The organism is Saccharomonospora piscinae (genome assembly GCF_005862235.1).
GTDB classification, from domain to species: domain Bacteria; phylum Actinomycetota; class Actinomycetes; order Mycobacteriales; family Pseudonocardiaceae; genus Saccharomonospora; species Saccharomonospora piscinae.
In genome coordinates this window covers 698,037-718,786 of the sequence record NZ_VCEK01000002.1, presented here as the reverse complement: position 1 = coordinate 718,786, position 20,750 = coordinate 698,037, and the positions used below count along the sequence as shown (strand labels likewise).

Below are 20,750 nucleotides of genomic sequence, written 5' to 3'. Positions count from 1 at the left end.
GCCGCGGCGGCGGGCTAGGGTGTGTGACCTGCTCACCAGCCCGAGCACGACAGGGAGGACCCGACGTGGAGCGGCGCGCGGCCAAGCCGACGAAGTCGGCGAAGTCACCGGCCACCGACGGCAGGCGCGCGCGGGGCGAGCGGCGCAGGGCGGAACTCATCGACGCCACGCTCAAAGTCATCGAGCGGGACGGCGCCGACGGCGTCACCCACCGCACCGTGGCACGCGAGGCGGACGTGCCACCGGGGCTGCTCACGTACTACTTCGCGACGCTGGACGAACTGCTCGTGGCGGCGCTGTCGGCCATCGCCGACGAGTACGTCGCCCAGCTCAGAGAGATCGACGAGCACGACGACCCGCTGGCCGGGCTCGCCGCCCTCATCGCCACCACCGCCGGCACCGGGCGCCGCCGCGCCGTGGCCGAACGGGAACTCTCGACACTCGCCGCGCGGCGACCCGCCCTGCGCCCCACGGCGAAGGACTGGCGCGAGGCGGTCGCCGACATCGCCCGCCGCTACACGACCGACCCGCTGTCGGTCGAGACCATGGTCGCCGCCGCCGACGGCCTCTGCGCGGCCCTCCTGCTCGACTGCGCCGACGCCGACCCCGGCCATATCCGCGACGTCCTCGCCCGCGCCCTGGGCCAGGGGTGATCCGTTCCGGATTGCTTCTTTCGAGTGACGTCGGCGATGATGACTCGTCGATGTGATGCGTTTGTCGTCCCTGGCCGGAAGATGGAGCTACGAGACCACGGCGAGGAGGCGTCATGACACACGCGGTGGAACTGACACGCGACCAGCTCCTCCAACGACGAGAACACATTCTCGAGCGTTTCGACACCACTCTCAGCGAATTCACCGAGCGCGCTCACGCTTTCTGCCTCGTGGGGGAAGAGTGGGACGCTTGGGACGAACTGCAGAACATCTCGTTCCTTCTCGGCGATGACTAGACTCGACCTGCACGCCGAAGTGGACAGGTTCACCGCAGAGACACGAGCACTGCTCGCGGCGTGCTTCTCCGAAATCAGCGAACCAGACATCGAGTCGCGCGGCGACCGTGTCGTCACCAAGGTGCAGGGACATCTGCTCGGCGCCAGAGGTGACCGCCTGGCGGAACTGCACGTATTCCAGCGGTTCTGCCTCGACAGCGCGGAGAAGTACCTGGCCGTCGAGCAATCGGTGTTCAAGGTGAGCGCCGCCGTGGACCGGACACCGATCGTGCGCTACGACTACGACCGGCATGCACGGTCGAAACCGTCCTCCCACATACAAATTCACGCCCATCGCGGCGCGGTCTCGCATGTCCTGTCCCAATCAGGCCACCCGAAACCTCATGCGCTGGAGTCACTTCACTTCCCCACAGGCGGTGCCCGCTTCCGTCCCGCGCTGGAGGATCTACTCGAGTTCCTTATCCGCGATTGCCGGTTCCAGGCGAAGCAAGGCTGGGAGGCAGCGATCCGCGACGGTCGCGAACGCTGGCGCCGACGGCAGGTCCGAGCCGTCGTTCGCGACGTACCAAGCGAGGCCGTCGACGTCCTCACCGACCTCGGCTACAAGATCGAGCCACCGGAGAAGGGGCCGCAGAGGGACAACGCCAAGGCCCTCGACACGTGGTGAGAAGGAATCCGGTCGGGCGAGGTCGAGGTGATGTCCGCTGAGGATGTGGCCAGGGAACTCGGCCTGTGAGAGGTAGTCGAACCGGCCCGCCGCAACGGAAACTGCCACGCGACCGCGACAACGCCGAGTGAGCACGGTCGGCAGTCCCGGCGTTGTCGCTGGTCACAGACGCGGAAGCGGAGGGATTTGAACCCCCGGACGGTTGCCCGTCGCTCGCTTTCAAGGCGAGTGCATTCGGCCGCTCTGCCACGCTTCCCTGCGGCCCCTAGCCTAACGTCTCACTCACCGGCCTCCGACAGGTGTGCGAGAACCCGCGTGAACGCGCGGCCCATGATCTCCTGTTCCTGGTCGGTCAGCAGATCGACGAAGTGCTCGCGCACGCTGTCGACGTGGGTGGGAGCGGATCGGCGGAGCAACTCGGCGCCCTTGTCGGTCAGCTCGGCCGTGACTCCCCTGCGATCGCCGGGGTGCCGCACGCGCCGCACGAACCCCGCCGCCTCCATGCGACCGATCTGGTGCGACAGCCTGCTCTTGGTCGAGCCGAGCAGGGTGGCGAGGTCCGACATGCGCATGGCGTCACCCTCGGCGTCGGACAGGCACACCAGGACCTCGTAGTCGATGAGTGAGACCTGCTGGCCGTCGACGAGCTCCCGGTGAAGCCGCTGCCGGAGCATGAGCGTGGACACGATGTAGGAGCGCCACACCAGCATCTCCCTGTCGGTCAACCAGCGCACCTCGTGGGATTCCCGGTCCATGACCACGCAGAGTAGACACCCACTACCGCCCGGTCGTCAGCGCGTCCACCATGCGATCCGTGGTCACGAAAGGGTGTGAAACCGTGATGGCGGGGCATCCTGGGCGTAACGGGCGGGTCGCACCGGACGACGGAGTTCCGCCCCGGACCCGGTTCGATGCGCCCACCGGGAAGGGTCAGGTGATGTGGTGACGAATGGTGATCCCACGCGGTTGACCGTCCCGCTGCACGGCAGCGGGGACTGCAGCCCCACGATCGAGGTGGCTCAAACCGGCCGGTCGTGACGAAGGGCAGTTCGGGGTGGGACGTGCTTGTCTGCGCGCACGACACCCGGCCCGGCTTCCGCCGCGGAGTAACCGGGCGGGTGCTCGCCCCGGTGAACCGGTCAGCCGCGTTTCGCACAAACCTCGGTAAGCAGGCCCGGGTGCGGGCGGTCTCGCCGTCCGCACCCGGGTCGCGTCGTGCTCTCGTCAGGCCCGGTCGGCCTCGCCCTGCGCGGAGAGTGTCGCGAGGCGCATCTGGCTCGCCCGCTGCTCGGCGAGTTCGGCCTCGTCCTTCTCGCTCGTGGACGTGATGCCGTTGACGTCCTCGGTGCTCAGCGCGTACGAGCCGGTCACGTAGGCCATCGCGTCGGCGTTGCGGTCCAGCGCCCGCCGGTCCACGTTGCCCAGGTCGTCACACGCCTGGTGGTAGCACGGGTCGAAGGACGCACCGGCCTCACCGCCCCACTTGGCCACCTGCTCCTCGGTCTTCTCGACCTCGGCACCGGTGAACAGGCCACCCGCCGGGATACCGACCGCGATGAACTGGCCGTAGTCGGAGCGACCGTCGAAGTCCTTGCCCTCCGTCGGCACCTCCTTGGCGCCCTCGAGGTAGTCGACGAACGCCTGCTCGATCTGTGCCGAGCCGTACGGGCCGGGACCGGCGCCGACGCCGTCGGAGTCGTCACCGTCGTAGACGAAGTAGCCCGCGTTCGGCGAACCGATCATGTCGAAGTTCAGGTACAGCGCGATGTCGAGCTGCTGCTCGAAGCTCAGCGAGTCGACGTAGTGGGTCGAGCCAACCAGCCCGAACTCCTCCGCGCCCCACCAGGCGAACCGCACGGCGTTGTTGGTCTCGGGCTCGGCCCCCATCGCCAGCGCGGTCTCGAGCAGCGCCACCGAGCCGGTGCCGTTGTCGTTGATGCCCGGGCCCTCCGTGGCGCTGTCGAGGTGCGCGCCCGCCATGACGACGTTGTCCTTGCGGCCGGTCTGCGTCTCGGCGACCACGTTGTAGGTGCTGCGCTCCTCCATCAGCGCGCGCAGCTCCAGGGTGATCTCCGTGCCGTCGAGTTCGGCCAGCGCCTCGCCGTCGGCCTGGGTGATGCCGCCCGTGGGCACGTAGCCGTCGTTGGTCTCGCCGAGGGTGCCGTTCACGGGGCCCTCGGTGTTGTTGTAGACGAGGGTGGCCACGGCACCCGCCTCGGCCGCGGCGAGGCTCTTCTCCGCGAACGCGCAGCTACCGCGCTGCACGAGGGCGATCTGACCGGTCACGTCACCGTAGTCCGACGCCTCGCATCCGGGGGTGTCGTCGACCGGGATCGCGGCGACCGGAGCGGTGATGCCGCCTTCCTCGGTGGAGGGGCTGTAGGTCATGATGGTGACGGGCAGCTCGGAGCCGTCCGCGACGAGCTTCTCGGCAAGCGTCTCCGAGTAGGTGAACGGGAACTCCTGGCGGGTCACATCGAACCCGGCGCGCTCCAGCTTCTCGGCGATGTACTCGGCGGAGGCGTCGTAGCCCTCGGTGCTCGCCGCACGGTTGCCGTCGTGCATGTGGGCGATCCGTTGCAGGGCAACGAGATGCCGGTTCATCTTGCCGAGGTTCACCTGCTGGGCGAGCTGGTCGGGCAGCGTGGGGTCGGCCTTCGGCGCGGCGGCGGCCGTGCCGGCGGCGGCGCCGGTCAGCAGCAGACTCGCGGCCGCCGCGACCGCGACGGCCGGTCTCAACCTCGCTCGATGAGATGACATAGAACAATCCCCTTCGTCACGATTGACGGGTCACTCTGGTTCGTCGGACGCCGCAAAGCAAGCGCCATTCGTAGGAACGTGGTCGTCTCGAACTTCGACAGTGACATAGAGTCGTGACATGCGCGCGATCATGCTCCACGAACCGGGTGACCCTGCCAATCTGGAGTGGACGGAGGTCGGCGACCCGGTCGCCGGTCCGGGTGAGGTGCTCGTCGAGGTCGCCGCGACCGCCGTCAACCGGGCCGATCTGCTTCAGCGCAGGGGCAAGTACGCGCCGCCGCCCGGAGCCAGCGACATCCTCGGCCTGGAGTGCTCGGGCACGATCGCCGAGCTGGGCGAGGGCGTCACGGGCTGGCAGGTGGGCGACGAGGTGTGCGCGCTGCTGTCCGGCGGCGGGTACGCGCAGCGGGTCGCCGTGCCCGCCGGGCAACTTCTCCCCGTGCCCGGCGAGGTGGAGCTCGTCGCGGCGGCGGCACTGCCCGAGGTGGCCTGCACCGTGTGGTCGAACGTCGTGTCGCTGGCCCACCTCGCCGAGGGCGAGACGCTGCTGGTCCACGGCGGCGCGGGCGGCATCGGCACGCACGCCGTTCAGGTGGGCAAGGCACTGGGCGCGACGGTGGCCGTGACGGCGGGCTCCGACGAGCGTGCCGAAGCCTGCCGCCAGCTCGGCGCCGACCTCGCGATCAACTACCGCACCCAGGACTTTGCCGAGGTGGTGCGGACCGAACTCGGCGGGGCCGACGTCATCCTCGACAACATGGGCGCCGCCTACCTGGAACGCAACCTCTCGGCGCTGGCCACCGGGGGCAGGCTGGTCGTGATCGGGATGCAGGGCGGCACCACGACGGAGCTGAACCTCGGTGCGCTGATCGCCAAGCGCGCCAGCATCGCGGCGACGACCCTGCGCGCCCGGCCCGCCGAGGAGAAGGCCGCCATCGTGGCGGAGGTCCGCGACCAGCTCTGGCCGCTGGTCGAGCAGAACCGCGTGCGGCCCGTGATCGACCAGGTGCTGCCGCTGTCGCGGGCCTCGGACGCCCACCGCATGCTGGAGCAGGGCGGGGTCTTCGGCAAGCTGCTGCTGACCGCCCGCTGAGCTAGCTCGACGGCAGGTCCTGCAGCAGGTTCACGAGCTGGTTGATCTCGAAGACGTTGGTGTAGTGCGCGAGTCCGATGCGGACGGCCCCGCCGACCTCACCGACCCCCAGCGACGCGAAGACACCGGTGGCGCCCTCGTCGGCGAACGCGCAGACGTTGTGCGACGCCAGGTGGCGGGCCACGCCGGCGGCCTTGGTGTCGGCGACGGTGAACGCGAGCGCGGGAATGCGGCGGGTGGCGTCGCCGATCACCATGACGTTCAGCAGCGACCGCAGGTCCGTGGACAGCTGGGCCAGCAGGCCGGCCTGGTAGGACTTCGCCGAGCCCAGTGACGTGAGCAGCCGCTCCCGTCGCGAGCCGGACGCGGCGTCGTCGAGATCGGCGAGGTAGTCGATCGAGGCGACCAGCCCGGCCAGCAGCGGGTAGGCGTGCGGCCCCAGCTCCAGGCGTTCGGGCCCGACCGCGTGTGGATCGAGCGCCACCGCGGGGATGCGGTCCAGCAGGCGGCGGTCCCGGAACACCAGCGCGCCCACGGCGGGCCCGCCCCACGCCTGCGCCGAGAGCACGAGCACGTCGGCGCCCAGCGCGGCGAGGTCGAGCGGCACGAACGGTGCGGCGTAGGTCGCGTCGACCACCACGAGCGCGCCCGCTCGCTTCGCGATCTCCACCACCGTCGCGACGTCGGGCCTGGTGCCCACCGAGCCGGAGGCGCACGTCACCGACACGGCCTTGGTGCGGGCACCGACGAGTTGCTCGTACTGCCACGCCGGCAACTCACACGTCTCGATGTCGATCTCGCCCCAGCGCACGGTGCCCCCGACCCGTTTCGCCGCCCGCAGCCATGGCGCGACGTTGGCCTGCTCGTCGAGCCGGGAGACCACGACCTCGTCCCCGAGGGTCCAGGTGTCGGACAGCGTGTCGACCAGCCGGTTCAGCAACACGGTGGCGCTGGGGCCGAGCACCACGGCGTCCGGGTCGGCACCGGCGAGATCGGCGACGGCGCGACGTGCGGCCGTGACGATGCTCTCGGCCCGCTGCGAAGCGGGGAACACGCCTCCGGGCCCCGACACGGGAGCCCGCATCGCCGTGGAGACGGCGGACGCGACCTGTTCCGGGACGAGCATCCCCGCCGAACCGTCGAGATGGATCCAGCCGTCACCCAAAGCGGGGAACAACCCACGTATCCGAGCGACGTCGAACGCCATGCGGACACCGTACGGACCAGTAATTTCGCAGCGCGTCCGGGGTTGTCGAACCCGTGCCCTGGGCGAGCCACGGCAGCCATCCCGCCGACTACCCTGGGCGAGGACCGGATCGTCGCCCACACCCAGGATGGAGCCCTATGACGGAGCCGAACTTCCCGGACCCGAGTGCGGTCACGGGTCAGCCGGACGGGTCACAACACGTCGTCGTCGTGGGCCCGGACGGGTCACCGGTCGGCGCCGCGCGCCTCAACCCCGACGAGCACGAGAAGTCCGAGTCGGTGGGCGACATGGTCGAGGAGCCCGCCAAGGTCATGCGCATCGGCACCATGATCAAGCAACTGCTGGAGGAGGTCAGGGCGGCTCCGCTCGACGAGGCCAGCCGGAACCGGCTCCGCGAGATCCACGAGACGTCGATCGCCGAGCTGGAACAGGCACTGGCACCCGAACTGCGGGACGAGCTGGAACGGCTCGTCGCGCCGTTCACCGCCGAGCGCACGCCCTCCGACGCCGAACTCCGGGTGGCCCAGGCGCAGCTGGTGGGTTGGCTGGAGGGACTCTTCCACGGCATCCAGACCGCGCTGTTCGCGCAGCAGATGGCCGCCCGCGTGCAGTTGGAGCAGATGCGCAAGGGGCTGCCGGCTGGCGGGCAGCAGGGCGGCGACCAGCAGGCGCCCGGACTGGGCAGCACCGGCCAGTACCTGTGAGCCCGTCGGGCCGGTTCCGGCTCTGTCAGAACCGGCCCGCGAGGCGGTCGAACCAGCGTTGCAGCGAGCTCTCGTAGCGCCCGGGGTCCTCGGCGGCCTCCTCGGCCGCCCGCCGCTCCACGGCTTCGGCGACCTCGCCCGCCCACTCCGGCAGCACGAACAGGTGCTGCCAGTACCCCTCCCGCATCCGCACCCTGCCGATGTACTCGTAGCCCGCGGTCGCCTCGGTGACCCGCAGCCCGTAGGCGGCGCGGGGCATGCCCGGGTGGTACGCGGTGACCACGACCACCGTCGGGCGCTGCTCGCTCACCACCCGCGTCGGGTCCGCGCCGCGGGCGATGGCTTCGTTGTTCAGGCCGAGGTAGTCGACCGTCTCCCAGTCGCTGAAGTACGGGATCGCGCCCGCGTCGCTGACCGCGAGGGTGCGCTGCGGCGGTGGCACGGCGGTCTCGGCGAGTGCCGTGCCGATGGCCTCGTGGGAGCGCCGCAGGTCGACGCCGTAGTTCGCGACCAGCGGTAGCTGCTCCGACAGCACTCCCCACAGGCCGACCCAGGCCACGGCCAGCGCGCCGGTGGCGGCGCCGACCATCCGCCGGTGTCGCGTCCGCCCCGCCGTCGCGGTCGTCGGCGTCACCGCCGTCACGGCCGCCACCGCCAGACCGGCGCCGAGGCAGAGCACCGGGTAGGCGTGGAAAGCGTACCGGTGCAGGTAGTCCATCGACGGCCCCGACACGGCGTAGGCGATGTAGGTGGCCGCGACCACGCCCAGCACCAGCGCCCCCTGTGCCCGCGTGGTGCGCCGCAGGAGCAGCAGCCCGACGAGCAGGACGAGCGGGCCGACGACCGTCGCCGTGTCCTCGACCCAGGCCCACCCCGCGTCGAGGTCACCGAACTTCACGGCGAACGTGTTGGGCAGCGGGTAGCCGTAGAACCACCAGCGCCATCCCGTGTAGCCGAGCCCGACCACGCCCGCCAGCGCGGTCCAGAACCACGCGATCCGGTCGTGGCGCTGCCGCCACAGCCACACCGCGAACGGAACCGCCGCGACGAGCACGCCCTCGGGCCGCAGCAGCCCTGCCAGCACCACCAGCGCGGGCGGCTCCCACACCCGCACCGGCTCGGAGCGCAGGGCGGTGAGGCCCACCACCGTCGCGCGCAGCACCACCGCCGCGAACGCCACGGTCTCCAGCCCGCCGTTGACGTGGAAGTACGTCGGCAGGAACACCACGAAAGCCAGGCTCGCGACGACCGCGGCGAGCCTGCCACCGAGCCGGTGACCCTGCCGGAGAAGCATGCCGACGACGAGAACGCCGAGCGCCGCCGACACCACCGCGGCCGTCAGAGCCAGATCCCAGCCGAGTGCGGCGGCAGGCGCGAGCAGGACCATCCAGCCGAAGTTGGTGAACCCCTCGACCGGGTCGCCGTCGACGTTCCATACCGGCCCGTGGCCCTCGGCGAGGTGCTCGCTGTAGCGGAAGGTGATGTAGGCGTCGTCCACCGTGAAATCCCAGGCCGCCCACGTGCCCAGCGCGAAGAGCGCGAGCAGCCCCGTCACCAGGGCCGACACGCCCACCACGGTCCGCCACGAGCGACCGGGCGCCACCGATGTCATGGCCCCACTGTGTCAGCGCGGGCGAGTGCCGCGTCCAGCACCCGGTCGGCGCCGAGGCCGTCGACCTCCGCCGCCGCGGGCGCCGACAGCCGGTCCCGCTCCCCGGCACCGCTGCCCGGGTCGAGCAGTCTCGCCAGCGGGCGCGCGGCACCGTGAAGCTCGTCCGGTCTGCCGAGTCCGACCGACAATCCCCGTTCCACCGCCGCCGTGTACCCGGCGCGCTGGTTGTCCACCAGCAGGACGAGTGCCGTGGGAACCCCGATGCACCACGCCTCCAGCAGCGTGACCCCGGCCGCGCTCACCGCGAGGTCGGCGTCGGCGAGCCACTCGGCAAGCCGCAGGTCGGGCGGCGACACCGTGAACCGCTGGCCGGGGCCAGGCGAGGGCACGGCGGGCTCGCCGTGAGCGATCACCTCGGCGTCGAACGGCATGGCGGTGTCGCGCAGTTCCCGCAGCAGGCGCGTCACCGTGTCACCCCACATCGCGCCCCCACCGAGCACGACCACGACCCGGGGCACGGTGCCGGCACGGGCGGCGGTGCGGGCCGCCCGCCGCTCACGCGCGCCGCGCACCTGGGCCCGCAGCGGCGCGTAGCGCGGGCCGCGCAGCACCATGGGCGATCCGTCGTCGGGCCGGGGCAGGTCGTGCGGCTCCGGCTCCACCACCACATCGGCCTGCCTGCGCCCGAACGTCCGGCTCTCCAGCGAGGCCAGCACGGCGCCCTCGGCGTTGATCGCCGCGCGCTGCTGCCCGATGCCGTAGTGGTCGACCACCACCACGTCGGCGCCGAGTGTGCCGGTCAGCTCGGGTAACGCGGCGGGGTCGCCGGGATCGGTGGGCTCCACCAGCGCGACACCCAGCCCGGCGAGCCGCTCGGCGAACCAGTCCGCGCCCGTCAGGCTGCCGGAGAACGCGACCTCCCAGCCGCGCCGCCGCGCCGCCTCCGCGAACGCCACCATGCGCGAAACGTGCCCGACCCCGATCGTCGGCGAGGCGTCGGCCCGCAACAGCACGCACGTCATCCGGTGACCTTCTTCTGCTCGACGTGTGCGTTCAGCGCGACCAGGTCGGGCCTGCCCCGCAGCAGCGCCACGACGTCCCGCCAGGCGAACGGGCCGTCGCCGTGCCGCCGGGTCAGCTCCGCCACCAGCGCGTCGAGCAGGGCCCAGTCGTCGGCGGTGTCCAGGGTGACGCGCAGGTCGTCGGCACGCGGCGCCACCACCACCCCGGCACAGGCGTACCGGCCGGGAGCCCCGACCACGCCCGAGGTCACGTGCTCGCGGTGCGGCCCCCGGGGCTTTCCGGCCTGCTGGGCCAGCACCGGCACCCGCACCAGTTCCGCATCGAACCCGCGAGGCAGGGTGCGCCTCAGCGTCGTGCTCACGTAGTCCAGCTCGGGGCTCGCCCGCCACAGGGCCACCACCTGCTCCAGCAACGCCGGATCGTGCAGCGGGCAGTCGGCCGTCAACCGCACGACCGCGTCAGCCGGGTGAGCCTCGCACGCCAGCAGGAAGCGCGCGAGCACATCGTCCAGTGGCCCCCGCACCACGGCCGCACCGCAGGCACGGGCCTCGTCGGCCACGGCGTCGTCGTCCGGCGCGTCCGAGGTGGCGACCACGACTCCGTCCACCCCGCGCGCCGCGCGGGCGGCGCGCACCACCCAGCCCAGCACGGAGCGGCCCGCGAGCGGGCGCAGCACCTTGCCCGGAAGCCGGGTCGACGAAGCCCGCGCCTGGATGACGACGTTCACGGTCGCGGGTGAGGGCATGGGTGACATCATGGCGTCCGGCAACAACGCACCATCGCGGAGGTTACGAATGGCCGAGCTCGACGGGTCCAGCATTCTGCTCACCGGGGGAACGGGCTCGTTCGGCAAGGCGTTCATCAGCCACGCGCTCGCCGAACTGAACCCGCGCAGGCTGGTCGTGCTCTCGCGCGACGAGCTGAAGCAGTACGAGGTCAAGCAGATGTTCGGCGACGACCCCCGCCTGCGGTGGTTCATCGGCGACGTGCGGGACCGGCGCAGGCTCGAACGCGCCATGCACGACGTCGACCACGTGGTCCACGCCGCCGCGCTGAAGCAGGTCGACACCGGCGAGTACAACCCGTTCGAGTTCGTCCAGACCAACGTGGTCGGATCGCAGAACGTCATCGAGGCGGCCATCGACGCGGGCGTGCGCCGGGTCGTGGCCCTGTCCACCGACAAGGCGTCCAGCCCGATCAACCTCTACGGCGCCACCAAGCTGTGTGCCGACCGCATGTTCATCAGCGCCAACCACTACGCCGCGCCGCACCCCACGAGGTTCGCGGTGGTGCGCTACGGCAACGTGATGGCCTCGCGGGGCAGCGTGATCCCGTTCTTCCGCTCGCTGGCCGAGCGGGGCGAGTCGCTGCCGATCACGCACAAGGAGATGACCCGGTTCTGGATCACCCTGCCGCAGGCCGTGCGCTTTGTGGTGGACTCCTTCGACCTCATGCGCGGCGGCGAGCTGTACGTGCCGCTAATCCCGAGCATGCGGCTCGTGGACCTGGCACAGACCATCGCCCCCGGCAACCCCATGCACGAGGTCGGCGTGCGGCCCGGCGAGAAGCTGCACGAGGAGATGATCGCCCCCGACGACTCGCGGCGGACCGTGCGCCTCGGTGATCGCTACGTCGTGCAGCCCCACATCGCGGGCTGGGGCTACGAGCCGCCCGAGGGCGGCGAGCCCGTGCCCGACGGGTTCTCCTACCGCTCCGACACCAACGACCTGTGGCTGTCCACCGACGACATCAGGAAGCTGATCGCCGAGCATGACTGACTTCCTGCCGTACGGGCGCCAGTCGGTCGCCGACGAGGACCTCGACGCCGTCGCCGCCGTGCTGCGGGGTGACTGGCTGACCACCGGTCCCGCCGTCACCCGCTTCGAGGCCGACCTCGCCGGGCACACCGGCGGCACCCCCACCGTGGCGGTGACGTCGGGAACCGCCGCGCTGCACGTCGCCTACGCCGCCGCGGGTGTCGGCGCGGGCGACGAGGTCGTCACCAGTCCGTTGACGTTCGTCGCCACCGCCGCCACCGCCGCACTGCACGGCGCCACCGTGGTGTTCGCCGACGTCGAACTCGACACGGGCAACCTCGACCCCGCCGCCGCGCGGACGGCCGTCACCGACCGCACCCGGGTGCTCGCCGCCGTCGACTACGCGGGCCACCCGGCCGAGCTGGACGCGCTGCGCGAGGTCGCGGACACGGCGGGCTCGCTGCTGCTGGAGGACGCCGCGCACTCGATCGGGAGCCGGTGGCACGAACGGCCCGTCGGCTCGCTGGCCGACCTCACCACGTTCTCGTTCTTCGCCACCAAGAACCTCACCACCGCCGAGGGCGGCGCGGTCGCCAGCCCCTCGCCCGAGCTGCTGGACCGCGCGCGGGCCTTCCGCAACCACGGGCTCGTGCGCGACCGCGACCGCCAGCGCCACCCCGACGAGGGAGCCTGGCACCAGGAGGTCCACGAGTTCGGCCTGAACTACCGGCTGCCCGACGTGCTGTGCGCGCTGGGCAGCAGCCAGCTCGGCAGGCTCGCCGCGTTCCGGCGGCGGCGAGCCGAGATCCACGCCCGTTACGACGCGGCACTGGCCGACGTGCCGGGTGTGCTCACCCCCGCGCGCCGCGACGGGGCCGATCCGATGTGGCACCTCTACGCGCTGCGCGTACTGGACGGCAGGCGCAGGGCCCTGTTCGAGCACCTCCGCGCCCATGGCATCGGGGTGCAGGTCAACTACATCCCCGCGTACTGGCATCCCGTGTTCGCCGACCTCGGCTACCGGCGCGGCCTGTGCCCGAACGCGGAGGCTTTCTACGCCCAGCAGCTGTCGCTGCCGCTGTTCGCCGACCTCACCGACAGCGACGTCGACCGGGTCATCGACGCGGTGCGCGGCTTCTTCGGCGAGTGAGGGACTACACCAGGTCCCAGGTCAGGGGCGTGCCCTTCGCGACGTCGGTGCGGAAGGTGCGACCCAGCAGAGTGGTCAGCTCGGCGGGCGGCAGTCCTCCGGCCGGCCGGATCGAGCGCACCGTGTGCTCGGTCACCTCGTCGCCCGCCTGCACGTCCGCGACGACGTAGAGCGAGCGGCGCAGCCGCAGCCCCTCCCGCTCACTGGCCTTCGGGCCGATCCTGGCCTCCCCCAGCGCCTCCCACGCCCGCCGGGTCTCGGTGACCAGCGCGGCCAGCTCGGCGGGCTCCAGCGAGAACGCCGAATCCACGCCGCCGTCGTCGCGGGCGAGTGTGACGTGCTTCTCGATCGCGCACGCCCCCAGCGCCACCGCCGCGACGGGAGCGCCGATGCCCGGAGTGTGGTCCGACAGCCCGACCGGCGTGCCGAACGCGGTGGCCAGCACGGGCAGCGACCGCAGGTTGCTGTCCGACGCGGGAGCCGGGTACGACGCCGTGCAGCCCAGCACCAGGACCTGCTCGTTGCCGACCGCCCTCGCCGTGCGCACGGCCGCGTCGATCTCGGCGACGGTCGCCATGCCCGTCGAGATCACCAGTGGCTTGCCCGTGCGCGCGCACAGCTCGATCAGCGGCAGGTCCACGATCTCCGACGAGGCGATCTTGTAGGCGGGCGCGTCCAGCGACTCGAGCAGCTCCACGGCGGTCGGGTCGAAGGGGCTGGAGAAGACCTCCATGCCGTGCGAGCGCGCGCGCTCGAACAGCGCCTCGTGCCACTCCCACGGCGTGTGCGCCCGCTCGTACAGCGAGTACAGGTTCTGCCCGCTCCACAGCTCGTGGTCGTCGCCGATCCGGAACGCGGGCGTGTCCACGTCGATCGTGATCGTGTCCGGCCGGTAGGTCTGGAGCTTCACCGCCTGGGCACCCGTTCCGGCGACCGCGTCGATGATGTCGAGCGCGCGATCCAGGCTGCCGTTGTGGTTGCCGGACACCTCCGCGATCACGAACGGCGGCTGGTCCGGTCCGATCTCGTGGCCGCCGATGCGGATCGACGTCATCGCTCACTCCCGTCGATGGATTGCGCCCTGACGAAGCGGAGGAAGTCCCCTGCCGCGTCGGCCACACCGTCCGGGCGGTAACCGGCCGCCTCGAACAGGGCCACCGACGCCGCGTTGTCCCGGTGGACGACCGCCAGCACAGCGACCACCGTACCCGGGCGGTGCCGGTGCCGGAGCTGCCGCTCACCCTCCGCCAGCAACGGGGCCGCCAGGCCACGACCGCGGTGTTCCGGCGCGACGGCGATGCTGACCTCCCAGCAGCCCTCGCCCGCGTCGTCGAACCGCACCATCCCGACCGGCTCCTCCACCAGCTCCGCACCGGCGGTCCCGGCCGACTCCGCCACCAGCAGCAACCGATCCGGCGAGGCCAGCACCCGCGACAGCCACGCCCGGTGCTCCGGCAGCGCCACCGGGTCGGTGGTCCGGGACCAGCGCCGCGTGTCCGGGTCGTTGCGCCAGCGCAGCAACGCCGGGGCGTCGGTGTCCGCCGCCTCCCGCAGCCGCAGCGCGGGGCCGCCGGAGACACCGGAGACACCGGAGCGCTCAGCCATTGGCGGTCTCGCCCGCCCGTTCCTCCAGCTGCCGCAGCCGGTGCTCGTATCGCGCGACGCCGGACAGCCGCGCCCGGAGCTGGGCATGCTGGCGCTGGATCTCCTCGATGAGCGTGCGGGCCTGAACGACCTGCCCGCCGTCGCCGGCCGGCACCAGCGCGATGCTCTCCCGCAGGTCCTCGAGCCTGGCTTCCTGCGCGGCGACGTGCGGGACGAGCCGCTGCACCTCACCGGTGGTCCACAGCAGGTCACCGCGCACCCGCTCCAGTCCCGCCTCCAGCTCGTCGAGGCGACGCCGGTGGTCTACCGTGCAGTGCTCCTGTTCGGTGACGCGCGCCTCCGCCTCACGCAGGCGCACATCGTGGTGCTCCAGCCTGCCCTGGGTGCGCTCGTCGACGCGGAAGTCCACAAAGCGCGCGATTCTGCGGCCCAGTCCGGCACGCAACGTTGCAAGCGGGTTCGAGGTCATGTTCGACGTTTCCTTCGGTGCGAGAGGGGAGTGCTTCCACGGGCGTCAGCGGAGGAACCGGGCGGTACCGGAGTCGACCCAGGAGCGCAGCAGCGCGCCTTCCAGCGCGATGCGGTGCTCCGGACCGACGATGCACGAGTCGCCGGCCGCGTGCTCCCACGCGGTCTGGTCCGGGTCGTCCAGGAACGAGAACCCGGACAACACCAGCTCCGCGCCGGGAAACGACGTGCGGGCCAGCCAGGCCGCCATCGTGCCGGTGGTCGCCCACGCCGCCTCCTGCTGGCTGGACAACCCCATCGCCCGCGACAACGGCAGCGTCACCTCGGTGTTCGGTACCGGCACGAACCCCAGATCGGCAGGCCACCACCCGGGGATGTCCTCGGGCTCCCAGTGCAGCCTGCCCGGCTCCACCATCAGGTAGAGCTTCGACCGGTACCCCGAGAACACCCACTTCGTCGCGCGCAGTGCGCGGTTGAACACGACGGCGTGGGTGCGCGATCCCACGGCGGGCGGCGCGCCCGGTTCGTCACAGACGAAGCCGTTGACCCGGACCACCAGATCGCAGGCATCGATCGTCTTCGCACGCTCCGGGTCGGGCTCCAGCGGCTGGTTCCCCACCACCGCCACGGACCGGGGGTCCGGCCGATCGGCGTAGGCCCGGAGGAGCTCGACCACCAGGCTCGGAGCGAGGACGCCAGAACTCATGCGGCGGAAGTTATCAGCACCCGTGCCCGTGCGCGCCGGGTATGCCCGACTTCGACACAGCGTGGTCGCGGGAGCCGGACCGGCCGGGAGCTCACGGCGATCTCACGCGGTCACGACAGGCCGCTCACCTGCGACGTCGGGCGATCGGGCGCGCCTCGACGGCGTTCGGGCGGACCGCGCGATCGGCCCGCACCGGCGCCAGTACCCTCATATCCCGTGCATGCCACAAGCACCGTCGACCCCGCAGAGACGACAACGATGACGTCGGCAGCCCCTGCCTCGGACAGCCGCTCCTTCGGCCGCGCCTTCGCGGACCTCCGAAGTGGGTTCAAGCAGACCGAGCTCTGGGGACATCTCGCCTGGCAGGACATCAAGCAGCGCTACCGCCGCTCGGTACTCGGGCCGCTGTGGATCACCATCAGTATGGGGATCACCGCGCTCGGCCTCGGGCTGCTGTACTCGCAACTCTTCGGCGCGTCCGTCGGAACCTTCCTGCCCTACATCACCACGGGCTTCATCGTCTGGCACTTCCTGCTCGGCTGCCTGACCGAGGGGACGGACACGTTCATCTCGAACGAGGGCCTGATCAAACACCTACCGGCACCGTTGTCGGTCTACGTGCTCCGAACCGTGTGGCGGCAGAGCATCATGTTCGCCCACAACATGATCATCTACTTCGTCGTGATCGCCATCTTCTGGGGCGACATCACCACGCCGAACTACACGATGACCGACGGCGGCATGCCGCACCCCGGCCTGAACTGGGAAGCCCTGCTCGCCATCCCCGGCTTCGCGCTGCTCGCGCTCAACGCGGGCTGGGTGGTGCTGCTGTTCGGCATCGCCTCCACCCGCTTCCGCGACATCCCGCAGGTGGTGTCGAGCCTCATCAACCTGCTGTTCTTCATGACGCCGATCGTGTGGACCACCGACATCCTGAAGGACCGCTTCGGGGACACCGCCGACTGGCGCGACTGGATCGCCGAGCTGAACCCGCTCTACCACTTCATCCAGATCGTGCGGGCACCACTGATCGGCAACACCACGAGCTGGCACCACTACGCGATCGTCGGTGGTATCACCGTGGTCGGCTGGGCACTCGCTCTGGTGGTCATGCGCAACTACCGTGCCCGCGTCTCGTATTGGGTGTGACAAATTCATGATCAGCATTGACGTGTGGAACGCCTCCGTCGACTTCCCGATCTTCGACGCCAAGACGCGGTCGTTGAAGAAGAAGGTCCTCGGCAAGGTCGGCGGCAAGATCGGCACCGAGAGCAGAGTTCCGATCATCGAGGCGCTGCAGGACATCGACCTGTCGCTGAACAGTGGCGACCGGGTCGCGCTCGTCGGCCACAACGGCGCTGGCAAGTCCACGCTGCTGCGGCTGCTGTCGGGGATCTACGAGCCCACCCGGGGCGCGGCGCGCGTCCGGGGCAGGGTGGCGCCGGTGTTCGACCTCGGGGTCGGCATGGACGCGGAGATCTCCGGCTACGAGAACATCATGATCCGTGGCCTGTACCTCGGCATGACCCGCAAGGAGATGGAGAAGCGCATCGACGACATCGCCGAGTTCACCGAACTGGGCGACTACCTGTCGATGCCGCTGCGCACCTACTCCACCGGGATGCGCGTGCGTCTCGCCCTCGGCGTCGTCACCTCCATCGACCCCGAGATCCTGCTGCTCGACGAAGGCATCGGCGCGGTCGACGCGGCGTTCCTCAACAAGGCGCGGGACCGGCTCGTCGACCTGGTGCGCCGCTCGGGCCTGCTCGTGTTCGCCTCCCACCAGGACGACCTGCTGCTGGAGCTGTGTACCTCCGCCATCTGGATGGACGAGGGCCGGATGAAGATGCAGGGCTCGCTGCGCGAGGTCCTCACCGCGTACAAGGGCAGGGACCCGTTCGAGAACGTTAGCCAGGAGACCCTGGACCGGCTGGAGCAGACCTCGGCCACGAGCGGGACCTGACGTGACGGCCGAAGCCCTGCCCGACGGCGCCGTCGTGACGGTGGTGGTGACCCGCCACCGCCGCGACCTGCTCGCGGAGTCGCTCAAGGTCATCGCGGCGCAGACCCGGCCGGTGGACCACCTGATCGTGGTGGACAACGGACCGGACCAGCCGGCACACGACGTGGTGGCCGAGTGCGGTCTGCCGTGGACCTACCTGCCCTCCCACCGCAACCTCGGCGGTGCTGGCGGCTTCGCGCTGGGCATGCTGCACGCCCTCGCGCTGGGCGCGGAGTGGGTGTGGCTCGCCGACGACGACGGCAGGCCCGCCGACGAGAACGTGCTGCAGATCCTGCTGGAGGAAGCCCAGCGCCGGAACCTCGCCGAGGTGTCACCCGTGGTGACCAACATCGACGCGCCGGACGCGCTCGCGTTCCCGCTGCGTCGTGGCCTGACCTGGAAGCGGCAGGCCGCCGAGCTGGGCACCGACTTCCTGCCCGGTATCGCGTCGTTGATGAACGGCGCGCTGTTCCGGGCCTCCACCCTCGACGTCACCGGCGTGCCCGACCTGCGGCTGTTCGTGCGTGGCGACGAGGTGGAGCTGCACCGGCGCCTGGTGCGGTCGGGTCTGCCGTTCGGCACCTCCCTGCGCACCGCGTACCTTCACCCGAACGGCTCCGACGAGTTCAAGCCGATGCTGGGCGGCCGGTTCCACGCGCAGGACCCGGAGAACGAGGTCAAGCGCTACTACACGTACCGCAACCGCGGGTACCTGCTGTCGCAGCCGGGGATGCGCAAGATCGGTGCGCTGGAGTTGCTTCGGTTCGGGCTGTACTTCGTGGGCGTGAAGCGCGACCCGAAGGCGTTCGCCCAGTGGCTCAGGCTGGTGCGCCAGGGCCGCCGGGAACGCTTCTTCCGCTACTGAGCACGCGGGGCGTGGTGACCCGGCCGAACACCGGGTGCCACGCCCCGCGTCGCGCTCACGCGCCGATCACCGGTGGCGCGGTGCGCTCGCTCGTGCCGAACACCTCGTCCGGATCCGCCTCCACGAGGAACGTCGGACGCTGGTGATCGCTGTCCTCGCCACCCTGGCCGCCCTTGCCGCCCGCGCCGCCCATCGGGGCACCGCCCATGCCACCACGCGCGCCCGAGCCCGCACCAGGAGCCGCCGCACCAGGACCCGCCGCGGCCGCGGGCCCACCCATCGCCTTCGCACCGGTGCCCGCACCAGCACCCGGCCCCGCAGCACCACCGGCACCCGCACCACCGCCCGGGCCGAACCCACCGGACATCCGCCCCGCAGTGCCGGGACCACCACCGGGCCCGAACTGACCGCCACCAGGAGGCATCCCGCCGACGGGCATCGGACCGCCCCCGGGACCGAACTGGTTCGGTCCCGAACCCGGCCGATTACCGGGTCGAGTCGCGGGCGGACGCTGCCCGGGCTGAAACCCCGACGGCGCGGTCCCCACCGGAGGCGCAGCACCCGCACCCGTGGACGGACCGCCCGCCAACGGCGGCGACGACGACGAGCCGGCACCACCACCCGGGGACGTACTGATCGCACCTCCCCCAGCAGGGCCAGTGGGCGATCCCCCCACGCCACCCGCGAACCCGGACGCGCTCGTACCCGCATCACCACCGGGAATGCTGATCACGTTGGCCGACGGCATGTCCGGCCCACCAGCGCCACCGGAACTACTGAACTTGGGCGGCTCCGCGAACACCGGCTGCTTGTTCCCGGCATCCTGCAGATCAGCGTCGTACTGCGCCATCACCTGCACAGCCTCGTCATGCGCCTGCCGGCTCTGCGCCTGCTTCTCGATCGTCTTCGTGATCTCCTCATGGATCGAGAACGGGTTACTCCCCCAGTTCTTCATCTCCTGATCCATCGAAAACGGAATCGGCTCCGGCATACTGTTCTTCGCCCGAGTGGCGGCCTCAGCCTCCGAACTGATCACGTCCGAGGCCATGCGCGCGTTCTCCGAGTTGCCGTTGGCCCATTCCGAAAGGCTGGTGAAATAGCCGTGGGCACTGTCGGCCGCGCCGCCCTCCCAATCATGCTGCGACTTCCCGACGGAGTCGCGAAGCACGTCGGACATGCGCTGAAACGTGTTGTAGAGGTCGTGATAAGTATCCGAGTAGATCGTGATGTTTTCGGCGGTGATCGGCTCGACGAATTTCTTGAGGTCCTCGTGTCGGTGCGCGCTGTAGTTGGAGTCTGATCCCGGCACGCCGTCGCGGTACTCGACATCGTACGTCGCCAACTGACTGCGGCGGTCTTGCTGAGCTTCCTCAGCCGCAGCAGCACTCGTCGCCATCGACTGGAAGTACTGCAGCCAGCTGTCGTCTCCCCCCTTCGCGCGTGCCTGCGCATAGGAAAACTCGGTTCCGGGCGGCAGTTGCGCCATCTGCTGCTCGGTCAGCTGCGGGGGCACCTTGTCGCCCTGTAAGTAGGACCGCATCTCCCCAGCGGGCATGCTGAGGAACTCCTCCGCGCTCACCTGTCCATCGTTCGCCAACGTCATCATCCCCGAGGAAGCCGTGTATCGACTATTTCAACCATCTTTCCAGCAAGATCACAGGCGTCGTCACCGGATACTTCAGCGACATCGACATCGAGCCGGGACCCGCTGGTGATCTTCATTGCGATGAGGCAACCGTCGGGGCTCATCGTCCGCACCAAGGCTCGACCAGTGTTCTCGGTCGCTCCCGGCGTCAACCCGTCTCCCATGTCGACAACTCCCGACAGCCCGACGTTGTCGCGTACTACTAAGTTGACGAGAGGCGCTTGGTCACCCACAGTCTCCTTGGCGCCCTGCCAAGTGCATACCTGCCCACTGCCCACCACCCGCTTCGAGGGCCCGTCGAACTCGCCGAATTGACCGATTTCCTCATCGGAGAGCAGCGAACACGGGTCGATGTCGGCGTCCGCCTGTTCACTCGCTTCGGAGCTAGTAATTGTGGGCCGCGGAGACTCCAAATCCGGATAATCGGAAGATGGAGACCCAGAACCGGGATTCGTGTCAGCGCATCCGGTTGCAGTGAGCGCAGTCAGCGCAAGAGTGGCCAAAATAGTGCGCCACCGAGGTAGTCCGGAAAACATG

Annotated in this window: 22 protein-coding genes and 1 tRNA gene; 10 read left to right on the top strand and 13 right to left on the bottom strand. The window is 70.5% G+C overall.

The genetic code is table 11. From position 1 onward, the window contains the following. The first annotated feature begins 65 nt into the window (after nucleotides 1-65). The 3 genes from FFT09_RS09085 to FFT09_RS09075 all read left to right on the top strand — a co-directional run bounded on the left by FFT09_RS09085 (nucleotide 66) and on the right by FFT09_RS09075 (nucleotide 1,616). Nucleotides 66-653, top strand: a complete 588-nt coding sequence (locus FFT09_RS09085; RefSeq protein ID WP_138382385.1) for a TetR/AcrR family transcriptional regulator — start codon at nucleotides 66-68, stop codon at nucleotides 651-653. Nucleotides 654-766: 113 nt separating this feature from the next. Next, on the top strand, nucleotides 767-949 hold the full coding sequence (locus FFT09_RS09080) for a hypothetical protein (RefSeq protein ID WP_037335109.1): 183 nt from the start codon (nucleotides 767-769) through the stop codon (nucleotides 947-949). Further along, nucleotides 942-1,616, top strand: a complete 675-nt coding sequence (locus tag FFT09_RS09075; protein WP_138382384.1) for a hypothetical protein — start codon at nucleotides 942-944, stop codon at nucleotides 1,614-1,616. The genes FFT09_RS09080 and FFT09_RS09075 overlap by 8 nt, the downstream gene beginning before the upstream one ends. A gap of 171 nt (nucleotides 1,617-1,787) precedes the next feature. Here the strand turns inward: FFT09_RS09075 and FFT09_RS09070 are convergent. The 3 genes from FFT09_RS09070 to FFT09_RS09060 form a co-directional block, all read right to left on the bottom strand. Further along, nucleotides 1,788-1,872 (bottom strand) — tRNA-Ser (locus tag FFT09_RS09070). Nucleotides 1,873-1,894: 22 nt separating this feature from the next. Next, nucleotides 1,895-2,371 (bottom strand): MarR family winged helix-turn-helix transcriptional regulator, encoded by a 477-nt coding sequence (locus tag FFT09_RS09065; protein ID WP_081193006.1) that lies wholly within the window; start codon nucleotides 2,369-2,371, stop codon nucleotides 1,895-1,897. 469 nt (nucleotides 2,372-2,840) lie between these two features. Continuing rightward, nucleotides 2,841-4,376 carry a M28 family metallopeptidase gene (locus FFT09_RS09060; protein WP_138382383.1) on the bottom strand — a complete coding sequence of 512 codons (1,536 nt, stop codon included), beginning with the start codon at nucleotides 4,374-4,376 and terminating at the stop codon, nucleotides 2,841-2,843. A gap of 118 nt (nucleotides 4,377-4,494) precedes the next feature. Between FFT09_RS09060 and FFT09_RS09055 the strand changes: the two genes are divergently transcribed. Then, complete coding sequence (locus FFT09_RS09055) at nucleotides 4,495-5,469, top strand: NAD(P)H-quinone oxidoreductase (protein WP_081193002.1); 975 nt, start codon at nucleotides 4,495-4,497, stop codon at nucleotides 5,467-5,469. Nucleotide 5,470: 1 nt separating this feature from the next. Here FFT09_RS09055 and FFT09_RS09050 read toward each other — a convergent pair whose 3' ends face one another. Then, entirely contained in the window at nucleotides 5,471-6,676 is a 1,206-nt protein-coding gene (locus tag FFT09_RS09050) for a cysteine desulfurase-like protein (RefSeq protein ID WP_081193000.1), read from the bottom strand. Between the two features lie 137 nt (nucleotides 6,677-6,813). Here FFT09_RS09050 and FFT09_RS09045 point away from each other — a divergent pair, with 137 nt between their 5' ends. Next, nucleotides 6,814-7,380 carry a bacterial proteasome activator family protein gene (locus tag FFT09_RS09045; protein WP_138382382.1) on the top strand — a complete coding sequence of 189 codons (567 nt, stop codon included), beginning with the start codon at nucleotides 6,814-6,816 and terminating at the stop codon, nucleotides 7,378-7,380. Between the two features lie 25 nt (nucleotides 7,381-7,405). Here FFT09_RS09045 and FFT09_RS09040 read toward each other — a convergent pair whose 3' ends face one another. The 3 genes from FFT09_RS09040 to FFT09_RS09030 are packed head-to-tail and all read right to left on the bottom strand — an operon-like array spanning nucleotide 7,406 to nucleotide 10,769. Next, complete coding sequence (locus FFT09_RS09040) at nucleotides 7,406-8,992, bottom strand: hypothetical protein (RefSeq protein WP_138382381.1); 1,587 nt, start codon at nucleotides 8,990-8,992, stop codon at nucleotides 7,406-7,408. After that, the gene (locus FFT09_RS09035; RefSeq protein ID WP_138382380.1) at nucleotides 8,989-10,014 is read right to left on the bottom strand and encodes a spore coat protein; all 1,026 of its coding nucleotides are present in this window, start codon (nucleotides 10,012-10,014) and stop codon (nucleotides 8,989-8,991) included. Before FFT09_RS09035 ends, FFT09_RS09040 begins: the two co-directional genes overlap by 4 nt. After that, nucleotides 10,011-10,769 carry a cytidylyltransferase domain-containing protein gene (locus FFT09_RS09030; protein WP_208544401.1) on the bottom strand — a complete coding sequence of 253 codons (759 nt, stop codon included), beginning with the start codon at nucleotides 10,767-10,769 and terminating at the stop codon, nucleotides 10,011-10,013. The genes FFT09_RS09035 and FFT09_RS09030 overlap by 4 nt, the downstream gene beginning before the upstream one ends. A gap of 40 nt (nucleotides 10,770-10,809) precedes the next feature. Between FFT09_RS09030 and pseB the strand changes: the two genes are divergently transcribed. Beyond that, on the top strand, nucleotides 10,810-11,793 hold the full coding sequence (gene pseB, locus FFT09_RS09025; RefSeq protein ID WP_138382379.1) for a UDP-N-acetylglucosamine 4,6-dehydratase (inverting): 984 nt from the start codon (nucleotides 10,810-10,812) through the stop codon (nucleotides 11,791-11,793). Next, the gene (locus tag FFT09_RS09020; protein WP_138382378.1) at nucleotides 11,786-12,922 is read left to right on the top strand and encodes a DegT/DnrJ/EryC1/StrS family aminotransferase; all 1,137 of its coding nucleotides are present in this window, start codon (nucleotides 11,786-11,788) and stop codon (nucleotides 12,920-12,922) included. The genes pseB and FFT09_RS09020 overlap by 8 nt, the downstream gene beginning before the upstream one ends. Nucleotides 12,923-12,926: 4 nt before the next feature. Here FFT09_RS09020 and pseI read toward each other — a convergent pair whose 3' ends face one another. The 4 genes from pseI to FFT09_RS09000 are packed head-to-tail and all read right to left on the bottom strand — an operon-like array spanning nucleotide 12,927 to nucleotide 15,671. Continuing rightward, nucleotides 12,927-13,976, bottom strand: a complete 1,050-nt coding sequence (pseI, locus tag FFT09_RS09015; RefSeq protein ID WP_138382377.1) for a pseudaminic acid synthase — start codon at nucleotides 13,974-13,976, stop codon at nucleotides 12,927-12,929. After that, the gene (locus FFT09_RS09010; RefSeq protein ID WP_081192984.1) at nucleotides 13,973-14,527 is read right to left on the bottom strand and encodes a GNAT family N-acetyltransferase; all 555 of its coding nucleotides are present in this window, start codon (nucleotides 14,525-14,527) and stop codon (nucleotides 13,973-13,975) included. Before FFT09_RS09010 ends, pseI begins: the two co-directional genes overlap by 4 nt. Next, a complete protein-coding gene (locus FFT09_RS09005; RefSeq protein WP_081192982.1) occupies nucleotides 14,520-14,996 on the bottom strand; it encodes a hypothetical protein in 477 nt (158 codons plus the stop codon). Before FFT09_RS09005 ends, FFT09_RS09010 begins: the two co-directional genes overlap by 8 nt. A gap of 45 nt (nucleotides 14,997-15,041) precedes the next feature. Beyond that, nucleotides 15,042-15,671, bottom strand: a complete 630-nt coding sequence (locus FFT09_RS09000; protein ID WP_138382617.1) for a hypothetical protein — start codon at nucleotides 15,669-15,671, stop codon at nucleotides 15,042-15,044. Nucleotides 15,672-15,959: 288 nt separating this feature from the next. Between FFT09_RS09000 and wzm the strand changes: the two genes are divergently transcribed. Genes wzm through glfT1 form a run of 3 tightly spaced genes read left to right on the top strand, consistent with a single transcriptional unit; the run spans nucleotide 15,960 to nucleotide 18,568 of the window. Further along, nucleotides 15,960-16,850 (top strand): galactan export ABC transporter permease subunit Wzm/RfbD, encoded by an 891-nt coding sequence (wzm, locus tag FFT09_RS08995; protein WP_081192978.1) that lies wholly within the window; start codon nucleotides 15,960-15,962, stop codon nucleotides 16,848-16,850. Between the two features lie 7 nt (nucleotides 16,851-16,857). Next, a complete protein-coding gene (gene wzt / locus FFT09_RS08990) occupies nucleotides 16,858-17,664 on the top strand; it encodes a galactan export ABC transporter ATP-binding subunit Wzt/RfbE (protein ID WP_024876582.1) in 807 nt (268 codons plus the stop codon). 1 nt (nucleotide 17,665) lies between these two features. Beyond that, nucleotides 17,666-18,568, top strand: coding sequence for a galactofuranosyltransferase GlfT1 (gene glfT1 / locus FFT09_RS08985; protein WP_081192976.1), 903 nt, complete (start codon nucleotides 17,666-17,668; stop codon nucleotides 18,566-18,568). 55 nt (nucleotides 18,569-18,623) lie between these two features. Here glfT1 and FFT09_RS22885 read toward each other — a convergent pair whose 3' ends face one another. Then, on the bottom strand, nucleotides 18,624-20,147 hold the full coding sequence (locus FFT09_RS22885; RefSeq protein ID WP_167305351.1) for a hypothetical protein: 1,524 nt from the start codon (nucleotides 20,145-20,147) through the stop codon (nucleotides 18,624-18,626). A 23-nt stretch (nucleotides 20,148-20,170) separates the two neighbouring features. Next, the gene (locus FFT09_RS08975; protein ID WP_138382376.1) at nucleotides 20,171-20,749 is read right to left on the bottom strand and encodes a DUF3558 family protein; all 579 of its coding nucleotides are present in this window, start codon (nucleotides 20,747-20,749) and stop codon (nucleotides 20,171-20,173) included. Nucleotide 20,750: the final 1 nt, after the last annotated feature.